At 39.4% G+C, this 13,423-nt stretch carries 12 protein-coding genes and 1 riboswitch; of the genes, 5 read left to right on the top strand and 7 right to left on the bottom strand.

The annotated features are described in order from the left end of the window. Positions 1-21: 21 nt before the first annotated feature. The 3 genes from FZF09_RS07660 to hmpA form a co-directional block, all read right to left on the bottom strand. On the bottom strand, positions 22-1,035 hold the full coding sequence (locus FZF09_RS07660) for an ABC transporter substrate-binding protein (RefSeq protein WP_158736006.1): 1,014 nt from the start codon (positions 1,033-1,035) through the stop codon (positions 22-24). 454 nt (positions 1,036-1,489) lie between these two features. Next, on the bottom strand, positions 1,490-2,905 hold the full coding sequence (locus FZF09_RS07655) for a phospholipase D family protein (protein WP_158736005.1): 1,416 nt from the start codon (positions 2,903-2,905) through the stop codon (positions 1,490-1,492). A 77-nt stretch (positions 2,906-2,982) separates the two neighbouring features. Next, positions 2,983-4,221 (bottom strand): NO-inducible flavohemoprotein, encoded by a 1,239-nt coding sequence (gene hmpA, locus FZF09_RS07650; RefSeq protein ID WP_158736004.1) that lies wholly within the window; start codon positions 4,219-4,221, stop codon positions 2,983-2,985. A 158-nt stretch (positions 4,222-4,379) separates the two neighbouring features. On the opposite strand from hmpA, the gene FZF09_RS07645 reads away from it, so the two are divergent. Beyond that, on the top strand, positions 4,380-4,829 hold the full coding sequence (locus FZF09_RS07645; RefSeq protein WP_158736003.1) for an RrF2 family transcriptional regulator: 450 nt from the start codon (positions 4,380-4,382) through the stop codon (positions 4,827-4,829). Positions 4,830-4,850: 21 nt separating this feature from the next. Continuing rightward, positions 4,851-5,669, top strand: a complete 819-nt coding sequence (locus tag FZF09_RS07640; RefSeq protein ID WP_158736002.1) for an MBL fold metallo-hydrolase — start codon at positions 4,851-4,853, stop codon at positions 5,667-5,669. Positions 5,670-5,761: 92 nt separating this feature from the next. Here FZF09_RS07640 and FZF09_RS07635 read toward each other — a convergent pair whose 3' ends face one another. The 4 genes from FZF09_RS07635 to FZF09_RS07620 form a co-directional block, all read right to left on the bottom strand. Next, on the bottom strand, positions 5,762-6,319 hold the full coding sequence (locus tag FZF09_RS07635; protein WP_158736001.1) for a hypothetical protein: 558 nt from the start codon (positions 6,317-6,319) through the stop codon (positions 5,762-5,764). A 107-nt stretch (positions 6,320-6,426) separates the two neighbouring features. Continuing rightward, on the bottom strand, positions 6,427-7,788 hold the full coding sequence (gene mgtE, locus FZF09_RS07630; protein WP_158736000.1) for a magnesium transporter: 1,362 nt from the start codon (positions 7,786-7,788) through the stop codon (positions 6,427-6,429). A gap of 275 nt (positions 7,789-8,063) precedes the next feature. After that, positions 8,064-8,229, bottom strand: a riboswitch (M-box (ykoK) riboswitch). A 93-nt stretch (positions 8,230-8,322) separates the two neighbouring features. Beyond that, entirely contained in the window at positions 8,323-9,498 is a 1,176-nt protein-coding gene (locus FZF09_RS07625; protein ID WP_233269437.1) for a cation:proton antiporter, read from the bottom strand. Positions 9,499-9,501: 3 nt separating this feature from the next. Continuing rightward, complete coding sequence (locus FZF09_RS07620; protein WP_158735999.1) at positions 9,502-9,993, bottom strand: cation:proton antiporter regulatory subunit; 492 nt, start codon at positions 9,991-9,993, stop codon at positions 9,502-9,504. Positions 9,994-10,166: 173 nt separating this feature from the next. Here FZF09_RS07620 and FZF09_RS07615 point away from each other — a divergent pair, with 173 nt between their 5' ends. The 3 genes from FZF09_RS07615 to FZF09_RS07600 all read left to right on the top strand — a co-directional run bounded on the left by FZF09_RS07615 (position 10,167) and on the right by FZF09_RS07600 (position 13,358). Continuing rightward, the gene (locus FZF09_RS07615) at positions 10,167-10,826 is read left to right on the top strand and encodes a DUF4328 domain-containing protein (RefSeq protein ID WP_158735998.1); all 660 of its coding nucleotides are present in this window, start codon (positions 10,167-10,169) and stop codon (positions 10,824-10,826) included. A gap of 31 nt (positions 10,827-10,857) precedes the next feature. Then, the gene (locus FZF09_RS07610) at positions 10,858-11,781 is read left to right on the top strand and encodes an LCP family protein (RefSeq protein ID WP_158735997.1); all 924 of its coding nucleotides are present in this window, start codon (positions 10,858-10,860) and stop codon (positions 11,779-11,781) included. A gap of 341 nt (positions 11,782-12,122) precedes the next feature. Continuing rightward, positions 12,123-13,358, top strand: coding sequence for an NAD-dependent epimerase/dehydratase family protein (locus tag FZF09_RS07600; RefSeq protein ID WP_158735995.1), 1,236 nt, complete (start codon positions 12,123-12,125; stop codon positions 13,356-13,358). The last annotated feature ends 65 nt before the right edge of the window (positions 13,359-13,423 follow it).

Here is a 13,423-nt window from a genome sequence, read left to right as displayed (position 1 = left end):
ATCTCCTCAATTTATAATCTATTATTCGTCTGCGATTTGTTCAAATTTCTGTTTGTCCTCTTCCCGCGTTTCCAGCAATTCTGCAACGTCGTGGGAAAGAACATCAAATTCATTTATGCTTTTTAATCCTTCCGGCACCTCAATTCCTTCTTTAATAGGTGTATATCCAAATTCTGCAGAAACTTCCTGTCCCTTTTCAGACAGCACAAAGTCTACAAAAGCCTTTGCCGCTTCTTCGTTATCTGTCTCCTCCATTATTCCAATTGGTTCGGTAATAACAGGTACACCTTCTGAAGGATAAACCAGCTCAATAGGAGAACCTTCTGCTTTAGCTCTGGCAACGATAAAATCAACAACCATTCCATACGACTTTTCCCCGGCTGCTACTTCTTGAAGTACTCCTCCATTGCCTTGGACGACTGTCATACCGTTTTCTTTTAGATTCTCAAAATATTTCCAGCCGAACCCATCTTTTCGGCTCATTACCCCAACATTATAAGCAGCAGCGCCGGAATATAACGGGCTTGGCATTATTGCTTTTTCATGAGCTTCTTCTGAGGCGAGAACGTCCCAGGAATTCGGAATAGAATCGACTTCGTTTGTATTTACAGCTAGAATCGTTGCCATAATTTTTGTTCCATAATATGTATTCTCCGGATCAATGAATTCTTCTGAAATGCCTTCTGATTCTTCAGAGTCGTAAGGTAACAGCAGCTCTTGTTCTTTTAAACTTTCAAATGTTACAGCATCCGCCACCAGCATGACATCAGCTTGAATATCACCAGCCTGATTTTCAGCTTGCACTTTACTAATCACTTCTTCTGTACCAGAGCGAAAAATATCGACTTCCACTTCCGGATACTGTTCATTAAACGCAGATACTAACGCATTAGCGTCTTCATCAGGTTGTGATGTGTAGAAACTGAGTGTTCCAGATATATTCGCTTCTTCTCCAGATGCTCCCTCATTATCGCCGCATCCTGCTAATACCAGAGATGTTAGTGAAGCAAGTACCATCCATTTAAGTTTTTTCATTTAATGTCCTCCTTGTTTCTCGCATTCCTTTATGAAAAAATGCAATGAAGTATATGATTTTAATTGTAGAAGACATTTTTTAACTTGGTATGAATAAAACTCATCTTTCATGTAAACGTTTCGTTAATCTATTAGCCATTAAAAACACTCTGCATTAATAGCAAAAAATAATTTGCTACCAGACCCAACGCATCTTTTCCAGCTTTTGTACAAAAACAAACAATTTAGTTCATGTTAAAAATTAAAATAGAATTAATAATTAGAAAAACTTAGCTTACCGCCAAATAGCGAAAGTCGTAGTTTTACTTATACTTTTATCTTTTACATAAGTAAAAGCAAAAGCTAAGCTTTGTCGCCGAGAAAAGGAAGGACTACCATTACTGTCTCGGGAAACAGCAATAAAAAACACCTAAAAAAGACTGCTTCGCTAACAAAGCAGTCTTTCTGTTCTAAATTAATAGGTAGATGTATTCGTTATTTTTTGAAGATAATACAAACATTTAAGCCACAATGATGCATTTTTTCTAGCTTCATAAGGAAATGTATAATACGCATCCTTATTAAACCAAAGTCGGTCAAAAAATAGTTGTGCGTCTCTTAAAGCAGGCGTATCTTTTGTTCCTTCTACAAGTACGCTGGCATCTAGATTATAATTTTTTAAGTTTCTTCGCGTGAAATTAGCAGAACCGCCAAGAGCAAATATTTTATGATCTTCTTCAATCAGCATCAGCTTTGTATGAAATTGTTCCCCTTTTGTTTCATACCAGCGAATGTCAAGATTTTCTTTTTTATTTTTCATAAGCTCGTAAGCTACCGGTTTGTTAGGAATACCATTTTTACGCTGACCGAACGCTTCCATGTTTTGATCAAAAATGATTTTAATAGCAGCTCCTCTTTTATGAGCTTTAAGCAGTGCTTTAATAATCTTTGTATCCGAAAGGTATAAAATGGCCAAGTGTATTTTGCTTCCTGCTTTTGTTTTGTTAATTAACTTTAAGGCTTCTTTTCGCGTCTGGCCTTCTGTGAGAAGCTGAATTGCGGCATCTTCATGTTTTGGAGAAGCTCTGCTTTTCATCCTTTTTGTCCGCTGCGGTAAAATGGAGCCTCCACTAAATGCGGCTACTGCTTGTTCAGATTCTAGACCGTCATCTATAATATCTCCTTTTACAGCAAATCCGATATTATTAAAATAAGCACTAGCATCATGGGGGTTAAAAGAGGAGATCAACGCTTCGCGATCTGTATATATTACTTTTCGGTGGTTTGCTTTTAAATTCAGCATTTTCAAATACGTTCGCAGTGTTAAAGACGGCTGTTTTTTACTCATAGCATGGGGAAGCCATCCATAACCTTTTGTTCCAAACCATTGAAAATAAGTTCTCCAAAAACCTGCTACTAGAGGGTTTGAATCACGAATTTTGCGTAAGTTCGTCATGACTACTTCAATCCCATTGTTTTTAAGCCTGCTTAAGTGAGGAGATTTATGAGTGCCATACGCCGTATTAACCGGATCTGTAATAAACATAATCTTCATATCGGGGTATGCTTTCTTTTTCTCCACTAAAGCTTCGGTTACACTTTTTGCAACCTTTGGATATTCTATTTCATGGCAATGATAATCATTAAACAAAAACTGATCGAGAACAATAAAGGATTCTGCTTCTTCAATCATTTTTAATATTTTAAGGTACAAATCATTTTCCCAAACAGGTTCTTTATTTTCATACCAAAGGTTATACAAAAATTGTAAATCTTTTGCTTTACGCTTTTTTCCTCTCATCGCTAACCCTTTAGGAAGTGGTTTAAACATGCCATAAATCATCGCCACAATAGGCGGGATAAGAAGAAACCGTTTCCAAAAGTATTTCATACCGCCCCCCCTTTCTATGTCTGTGACTAGATTTCCCTAATTATTGGCATGTCAAACAAAAAAGGGGGGACAAAAATTTAATTGGTTTCTAAATCCGCAGCTGGTCCGAAGAATTCAAAATGCATGCGTTCTTCTGAGATGTTGAAGTCATTCTTCAACATCTGATTAACAGCTTGAAGAAAAGGAAACGGACCGCAGAAATAATAATCTGCTTCTTCTTTAGGCAAAAGTGACGCAAGCCATTCTTTATCAATACGGCCTTGTTTTTGTATATAAGGATCCGCATTATCTTCTTCTGTTACAACATCGTAGCATACATGATATGATACGTTGTCACATTCACCAGCAGCTTTGGCTGTAGCAGCATGCATAGCGTGGTGTGCGCTGCTTTGAGCCGCTTGAATAAATGTAACAGGTCGTCTGTTTTCGTCGACAAGCGTATTAAACATGCTCATTAATGGAGTAAGTCCAACCCCGCCGCTGATAAGAACAACCGGCCGGTCTGAAGGCTGCAGATAAAAATCCCCCGCTGGAGCAGTTAATTCAAGCACGTCCCCTTCGTTGACTGAACGATGAAGATAATGAGACACGATCCCTTCAGGAAGCAAGTCTGATCCTTCTTCCCGCTTTACACTAATTCGGAAATAATCTTTGTTGGGCGCATCAGATAAAGAATACTGTCTAAGATGCAGAAACTCTTCTCCTGGGATTTCAGCTTTGACAGTTATATATTGCCCAGGTTCAAACGATGGAAGACTGCCGCCGTCTCTCGGGCGAAGATAAAAGGAAGTAATAACATCGCTTTCGGGTACTTTTTTATCGACCGTAAATGCACGGAATCCATCCCATCCGCCGGACTGCTGGGCAGCTTCTTCATACATTTTTTGTTCTACGGAAATAAACACATCAGCAATGACACCGTATGCTTCTTCCCAAGCGCTAAGGACATCATCTGTCGCTGCATCACCTAATACTTCTTTCATAGCAGCAAGCAGGTTTTCTCCTACAATAGGATACTGTTCCGGTTTAATTTGAAGACTGCGGTGTTTATGGGCAATTTGTTTTACAACAGGCAGTATGTTTTCTAACTGATCAATATTTTTTGCCGCAGCTAATACAGAATTTGCCAGCGCCTGCGGCTGCCGCCCTTTTTTTTGGTTCGTTTGGTTGAATACGTTTAACAGCTCAGGGTTTCTTTCAAACATTCTCTTATAAAAGTGAGTTGTAATTTCCTCTCCCCTTGCTTCTAAAATCGGAGCAGTAGCTTTCACTGTTTCAATTGTTTTTGGATGCAAAGCTGTTTTACTTTGACTCATCGAAACGTCCCCCTAACTTAAATATGCATTTATAATACATGTTTATCTTATCATAAAATAAGTATTTAAAATGCATATTTAAGCGTCTACTTATGTCTATTTGGTGAAAATATGATAATATATAGTTATTAAAATTTATTATAGATGGAGCGTTTCCCATGCAACTAACGTCTTATACAGATTTTACTTTACGTATGTTAATTTATCTGGCAGCCGTTGATCACCCTAAGCTTTCGAGCATCAAAGAAATTGCAGCAGCTTACCAGATTTCTTATAATCATCTCACAAAGGTTGGTCATGAATTAGTGAAACTCGGGCTTATTCAGTCCATTAAAGGAAGAAACGGGGGAATACGGTTAGCCAAAACGCCGGAAGAAATTAATATTGGCTGGGTCGTTCGGCAAACAGAGGATAATCTCAATTTAGTGGAATGCTTTGATCCTGAGAAGAGCACCTGCGTACTAACAGGACAATGCCGCTTAAAAGGGGTGCTCCAAGAAGCGCTGACGGCATATATGCAGGTTCTTGACCGTTATACACTCGCGGACATAGCAACGAACCGCTCGGTCTTAAAAAGTCTTTTGCAATCACCTGGTATTTCCCAATAAACCAATAATGAGGGACATTGTATGATTGTGCGGCATACTGTTTTACCAAATAAACATTACGATGAACTTGAAGCAGCTAGAGGAAAAATAGAAATAGGCAGCCAATCTTTTTTTTATCACGTATATTTTTATCAAGGTGTGATGATTGATACAGGGCCTCCGCGTGCACGAGCACATATAAACCGCTTTGTAGAGGAGAAAAAACCTGACAAAGCCTTTCTAACCCATTATCATGAAGATCACAGCGGAAATGCTTCCTATTTACATCGAAAAAGTCATTTAAAGGTATACAGTGGACAAAAAACAGCTTCTATTTTGAAACATGGGTTTGCTTTGCCTTTATACCGCAAAGTGATATGGGGAAAAGATATGGAGCCTTTTACTCCTCATTCTATCGACGATACTTATATAGATCATCGTGACGGAAGGCTGCTTCTGATTCCTTCCCCCGGCCATTCTGACGACCATTACAGTTTATATGATCCAAAGAGAAAATGGTTGTTTGCCGGTGATTTATTTTTAGCGAAACAGCTTCGTTATGGAATGAGAGAAGATTCGGTCCCGCAAATGATTCAATCTTTACAAACCATACTCCAATACGACATCGAAGCGGTTTTTTGTGGACACGCAGGCATTGTGAAGCAAGGAAAAGATGCACTACAGGCAAAACTTACCTTTCTTCTGGATCTTTCTGACCAAACGTTAACTCTCAAGCGTAACGGGTATAACACCAAAAGGATTACAGAAAAGCTATTTACAAAGAGCACCTTAATGAAATGGGTTTCAGCAAATGAATTTTCACCTCATCATCTTGTTAACTCTATATTAAAAAGGGAATAGAAACCTCCGCTGGTGGAATTGCTTATACTTTGTTCCTTTAACAAAGTTAAACATTCTTATAGTATATAAATAAAAGCAGGGTTGTCATCTCATCAACCCTGCTTTCGCCTATCTGTATGGGTGATACGGTAGAATGCAGTTCGTCCATTTTCCATCGAACGCAATTGCAGGTACTTAGGCGATTCACCCTCGCTGTAGTGTACATTTAAAGCCATTGCTTCCGCTGCTTTTGTTAGAAGTTTCTCGTTTTTCTCAAAAATATATATAGTAAAACATTCGTTGTCTTTAATGATAGGAACTGTAAAATGCTGACGGCTCCATGCTTTTGGATATTCTCTGTATTGAATCCAGCCAGCGATATCACCCGGTTCCTTCTCAAGGAAAGGGAGCAATAGACCAGAGACATGGACGAGCCACAAGTAATAAGAAGTATGATGTCGAAACCAGAGCGGCGACAGCGTCTGCCATTTTTCTTTAAACACGTCAGTAAGGAGTAATGCCGTCCGTTCTTCTTGCTTGTATTTTAACACGTCAGCAGCTACTTCATTAATAACGTCCTGTACAGCACGTTTCCAACTGTCCATTTTAAATCCCTGAACTGGATAGAAGGGTCCTTCTTGCTTGAAAAAAGAGTCAAATTGTTCTTCCATTTCCCCTTCCTCCTTTCCTCTTTCTACTTTCATTGTACGCCCTGACTCAAAACCTTGTAAATGAAAAAATCAGCCGCGGAACATATATTTTGTCCGCGGCTGATTTTTTATAAATATTGGATTAAAGACGTGGCAACAGTGAAATAAATCATTAAGCTAATAAGGTCATTTAACGTTGTAATAAAAGGACCGGATGCAATAGCCGGATCTAATTTTAGTTTATTAATTACAAGGGGAATTGTCGTGCCAATCACACTTGCCATACCAAGCGATAACACAATAGAAACACCAACTATTCCTCCAAGTAACGGGTCTCTATAAAAAATGGCAAGCAGCAATGCAATAACGGCACCAGACATCATTCCGATCAGTAAACCGGTAGAAAACTCACGGATAATCGTTTTCCACAATCCACGCTTTTCTAGAGTCCCTGTCGCAAGAGCACGAACAGATACCGCCAAAGATTGTGTTCCTGTGTTTCCAGCTGATCCCATAATCATCGGAATAAACGCAGCCAAAAGTACGACTGTTTCTAATGTCTCTTCAAATCTGCCGATCACTTCTGCTGTAACCAAGCCAAAAAACATAAGCAAAATAATCCAAGGGGCTCTTTTTTTGGCAGCTTGAAACGATGTTAAGGTTACATCAGTTGACCCTCTCGCTGCTGTAATTTCTCCTAAATCCTCTGTTGCTTCTTCTTCTATAACGTCTAATACATCGTCTACTGTTACAATCCCAAGCAGTGTATTATCATCATTTACAACCGGTGCAGCAAGAAAATCATATTTTTGAATGAGCTGAGCTACTTCTTCTTGGTCGGTTTTTTCGTGAACAGACACGACACGGGTGCTCATAATATTTTCTATTTTTTCTGTAGAAATAGAAGTGATTAAGTCACGGATCGAAGTAACCCCGGCCAAACGCTCCTTTTCGTCTACAACATACAAGTAGTAAATCGTTTCTGCATCAGGTCCTTCTTGACGTAATAATTCGATAACATCACCTACTGTATCATAGGCTTTAATCGATATGAATTCTTTTGTCATGATAGCGCCGGCTGTTTCCTCTTCATAAGCAAGCAGCTCTCTTACATCATCGGCATCTTCATCATCCATCGATTTTAAAATATCCGACACATTTTCTTGCTGCAGTTCACTAAGAAAGTCTGCTACATCATCAGCGTACATATTATTAAATACTTCGGCAGCATAATGATCATTCAGCTCAAGCGCAATATTCTTTTGTTCGTCGACTTCTAAGCCTTCAAATATTTCAGCGAACTCCTCCGGGCTTAAAAATTCATATATCCGCTTTCTTTCCAGCTCTTCTAAATGAAGAAACACATCGGTTTGATCAGCCGGATGCAGCTCTAAAAACAAGTGGCGAAATTCTTCTATATCATTTTGCATCGCCGCTTTTATAATGTGATCCATATATTCATCTCTTGTACTCTCGTTTAACTCAACCACGGTCAATCCCTCCATCTGGAGAGATCCTTTTTCTCTCTACGTCAGCCAAGTGAGACGCAGGGGAAATGGACCTCTCCTTATTCTATTGCCAAAATCTAAACGTTGTAATCCCAGCCAGCCCATCCTGCTATATGGACAACTATCCAAATCCCCTCACCTCACTTTTATATAAAATGTTTTGACTGACTTTAAGGTGATAAAAGACTTCTTTGAAATACTAAAAGCACGCCCTCCTGTGAATGAAGGCGTGCTCTCTTTGACAAATGCAATACAAAACACAGCCCCATTCGTAGAGCTTTAGCACTGCACGGCATAGGGCCAAAGCCCAGCTGCATTAAAAACCACCTTATATCGATGGTTTCTGTTGACCCATTGGCGTCTTTGGACATTTTTGGGCAGCAGCGTTTCTCCGTACAGGAGCCTCACCTAACGAGGTTACTTTTACATATCTATTCTATTAGTACATGGTAGAATATAACGTCATAAGCATGCATATGTCAATTACCTGCCGATGAATTTTTATAAAGATTATATTTAGGTACCCGGGACTTTTACTTTCTCGGGTTTCTTTTTCTTACCATACACTTTTGTCGTTAAATACGGCGCATAAAGAAATAACAATATACCAATGCACGTTGATAATAAAATAAACATACTGCTGAAAGCCATAATTTCTGCTGCTGCAAGACTAGCAATAATAATGGAGAACTCGCCTCTTTGCGTAAAAGACAGCCCTGCTCGAAAAGACACTCTAGCAGACAAACCATACATCCTGCCACCGGCCATTCCAACAAGCAGCTTAGCCAATACAGACCAAATTAAAAGCACCGTTAACAGCAAGGGCCAAGATATCCCGTTTCCAATATCTATTTGGGTGCCGAACCAAAGAAAAAACAGCGGCAAGGTTAATTCGCGAACCGGTAATACGAGCGGCTCCATCTTGCTGCTTTTCTTTGATTCAGCCAGCATAATACCGGCAAGAAACGCCCCTAGTACTTCTGATAATTCCAAATAAATGGCAAGTCCGCTATAAGTAAAAGCAATTCCAATAATAAGTAAATGAAAAATGTCTGACCCGGCATTACGTTCTATAAATCTAGAAAGTTTTAAAAATACCAATCGGCCTAAGATAACGGCAAAAACGATAAGAAGAACCACTTTTCCAAGCAGCCATGAAAATTCAAATCCATTCAAACCTTCACCAGCACTTAGACCAGCCAGAACTGCTACCATAATTGGAGCTGCTAAATCCTCAAAAATAAGTACACCGAGAATAAATTCCGATTCTGGATTAGCCGTTCGTTTCGTGTTCTCCATCATTTTCATCGTGATCGATGAACTCGTTGCATATAATACTCCTCCAATAAACAGAGCAGATAATGCATCCAGGCCAAGCAACACACAAATCATCACAGACAATACAAAATTTAAAAACAGATCAAGCGTACCAGCAGGCGTCACTCTCTTTGCAATTCCTGCCAGCTGCTTGATCGGAAATTCCATTCCCAGCATGAAAAATAAAAGTACAATTCCGATTTCTCCAGCAAAATATAAAATTTCAGAATCGGCTAACAGGCCGCCTACTGCGATACCTACAATAATAAATAATATGACATCAGGAATTTTCGACCTCAAGCCAATAAATCCGATGGCAAACATCGCTAGAAGAATAAGCCCTGCCGCAAATAATTCTGGCACATGAGCTTCCACTCTTTAGTTCGCCTCCCCCTCTGCTAATTCTTCAAAATCCGAAATCTGGCTGCTTTTCCCAACAACCATAACGGTATCTCCAACTTGGAGGGTTTCCTTCACTCCCGGACTTGCGATAACTTCATCATTTCGAAAAATACCGACGATAGATACACCCGTTTTTTTTCTTACTTCTGCTTCTCCAATGGTTTTTCCAGCAAAGGGGCTTCCTTCTTTTAAACTAATCCATTCCACTACAATTTTGCTTTTGAACAATTTCATTTTATCGCTGTCAACTGGCTGAAAAACAGCACCAAGAAGCTGGGCACCTAATTCACGGGTTTCATCTGACGTAAGTTCCATGGAAAAATCCGCCTCGTCTTCATCCGGATCTTGAAAAAAGTACAATTCCCGTTTACCAGTATGATGTGTTACGAGCACTACCATGCTTCCTTCGGCCGTTAAAAACGACATTTTCTTTCCGATCCCTGGTAAATCTGCCATTTTCACTTCCACAAAACTCTCTCCTTTTTCTCTGTCATTCTTCTAATATTGTATAGCAGTTTATGCTTTCTGAACAGAAAACTTCCTTTATATTGTTCACTAGAATGCCATGCCATTTAGCTTGTCAAAAACTTGCTTTTCTCCTAAAGTATTTCTTGGATACCTGATTTCAAGGAGGAAACAGAATGGAAAATAATTATGCGTATAAATCTCCCCAAACCCTTTCTAAATGGGTGATCACCTTTATCATTATTAGTCTAATATTTTCAATAGCTTCTATTATCGGTAGTATGATTGAATGGAATACATACAACCAGTACAGCGGCAGTGACACGTTTGATAACTTGGGACCGCAAGATATGGCCAAGGTGGCTGCAGTAGCCGTTGGTGTTCATCTCCCCAAGACCTTTTTCTTTATCGTATCCATTTTAATCTTTCTTATATGGATATACAGAGTTCACCAAAATGGAAGGGCTTTGCAGCTGGACGGTACTATTTATGCTCCTGGCTGGTCCGTTGCTTTTTATCTTATTCCCCTGGTGAATTTAGTGCTTCCATTATTATCCTTGCTTCATTTACATAAAGGCGGAACAAAACGGGCTGCTGATATACAAAAAAGTGAGGAACAACCAAAAGTCTGGCTGATCTATGCATGGTGGATCTTATTTTGGAGTTCTTATTTATTATCTATTCCAGGCAATCTTGGAGCGGAAGAAGAAACATTTGAACAGCTTAAAGGAGAAATACCTTCTTTTCTGGCATCTGAAGTGATATATTTTATAGCAGGAGTATTTCTTATTTTCATCGTTAAAAAAGTGACAAAAGTTCAAGAAAAAGCCGCATAACCCCGGCTTTGAAAAAGGAGCTGCCTTCGAAATGTGGAAAGCTGCGCTCTTCATTTTCATTACTGTGTTTTTTGCCGTCGTTGCCGCAGGAGCAGGTTACGCTTATTATCTTTACAATGAAGCATCTGAAAATGTTGAAAAAATGAATCAAAGTTATACAGAAGAAGTTGGAATATCAGGAGAAGCGAGAATCGATTCTCTACGCGGCTCTGTGTCTTTTTTGATTGGCGGAATTGGCGAGCGTCCCGGCGAACCCGGATTGGCGGATGTTATTATGGCCGTTTCGATTAATCCAGAGGATGAATCCATGCTGTTGTTTAATATTCCAAGAGACACTCAAGTTTCCATACCGGGGCGAAACAAACCAGAGAAAATAAACCATGCTTACAGCTATGGAGGTATGAAGCTAGTAAAAGAAACGACCGAGCAAAAGCTGCAGCATTCTTTTGATTTTGTTGTGGAAGCAAACATGCAAGGTTTTCAAGAAATAGTTGACGCGCTCGGTGGTGTCGAAGTGGATAATGCCTTCGCTTTTTCCCAAAATAATGTAGGCAATACGAAAACCCATCATTACGATAAAGGGCTGATCGAACTAAACGGAGAACGTGCGCTTGATTATGTGAGGATGAGAAAAAAAGATCCTCGTGGTGATTTAGGAAGAAACGAGCGGCAGCAGCAAGTTCTTAAAGCACTTTTGCAAAAAACTCGTTCCGTTGAGAATCTTCTTAACGGACAAGATATGTTAAATATACTCGGAGAAAATGTAAAAACCAACATGACGATGGACGATATCCGAACTTTATTCACAAGCTATCGATCCGCTTTGAATTATACGCGCTCCTTTGAATTAGCAGGTGAAAATGACACCCAAGACGGAGTCAGCTATTATCTTGTTTCGGAACAAGAATGGCAAAAAGCATCCCTGCGCCTTGAAAATCATCAACAGAAGCAGTGACCGATTGGTGTCACTGTTTTTTATACCCAATTAAAAATTACTCAACAATCACGCCGAAAATATCAAAGATTTCTCTCGTATGGCACTGTACATCCTGCTTTCTAGTTTGTTAAAACTGATAATTTTGTTCCTTAAACAAAATTAAACTTTAAAGAAAAAAGAGCGATAGTATTAAAAGAAGTGCAATATCACACTCTATGGCAAACTAAATATATTTCTATTTAATGAAGTAATCTTTTACAGGTTAGTGACAGCAATAGACATTACTACCTTTGTTAAAGTAACATTCATTTATGAATGTACCTTTTCCCTGATATAACAATAAATGAAGGGTGAGAAATATGGACGTGGAAAATAAAGTAGTGGAATCGTATAAAAAGATAGTTGTACTTGGCGGAGATGGATTTTGTGGTTGGCCTACAAGTCTTCATCTGTCAAACTTAGGGCACGATGTAGTCATTATTGACAATCTTTCACGCCGAAATATTGACAATGAACTGGAAGCAGAATCCTTAACTCCTATTCAGCCAATGGGCATGAGGTTAACAGCTTGGGAAGAAGTTTCAGAAAAAAAGATCGGATTTTATAATATTGACATTGCTGTTGAATACGAAGAACTCCTGCAGATCATTAACAAGGAGCAGCCTGATGTAATTGTTCATTTTGCTGAGCAGCGGTCTGCACCCTATTCAATGAAGTCTCCAAAACATAAGCGCTATACCGTTAATAACAACTTAAATGCAACTCATAACGTTCTTTGCGCTATCGTGGATTCAGGACTCGATATTCATCTCGTCCACTTAGGAACAATGGGGGTTTATGGCTATGGTACAGCAGGAATGAAGATTCCTGAAGGTTACCTCGACATCGAAGTGCAAACGGAAACCGGAGAACGAGTGGAACAGCAAATTCTATATCCAACCAATCCTGGTTCCATTTATCACATGACCAAGTCCCAAGACCAGCTGCTCTTCCTCTATTACAACAAAAATGACAATGTAAGAATTACCGACCTTCATCAAGGAATCGTTTGGGGCACTAATACAAGAGAGACGAAACTTGATGAGAGGCTCATCAATCGTTTCGATTATGATGGGGACTACGGCACCGTGTTAAATCGCTTTTTAATGCAGGCGGCCATTGGCTATCCCATTACCGTTCATGGAACAGGCGGCCAGACACGTGCTTTCATTCATATTCAAGATACCGTGCGTTGTATTGAGCTGGCGATAGAAAACCCTCCCCATCACGAGGAAAAAGTAATGATATTTAATCAAATGACCGAAACGCACCAAATTAATGACTTGGCCGGACTTGTCAGCGAGATTACTGGTGGAGAAGTCGCATACGTTTCTAATCCACGTAAAGAGGCTGCTGAAAACGATCTGCATGTAGAGAATAACCTTTTCCTGTCAAAAGGTTTAGAGCCTGTTACTCTAAATGAGGGGTTATTGCAAGAAGTTACTGACGTTGCGAAAAAGTATAAACATCGTGCTGATGAGTCAAAGATTCCTGCAAAGAGTACGTGGACAAAAGAGCAACAGCCAGGCATACCAGGTAGATTAACAAATAAATAATCTTTCTTATTTTTGTTTAGGTTTCCGGTAATAATCCATCTCTTCAGCGATCTTCATCTTTTAAG

Source organism: Alteribacillus sp. YIM 98480, assembly GCF_009765375.1.
In the GTDB taxonomy this organism is placed as follows: domain Bacteria; phylum Bacillota; class Bacilli; order Bacillales; family Marinococcaceae; genus Alteribacillus.
Note: the sequence above shows the minus strand (reverse complement) of the source record. Positions and strands in the feature narration are given on the sequence as shown.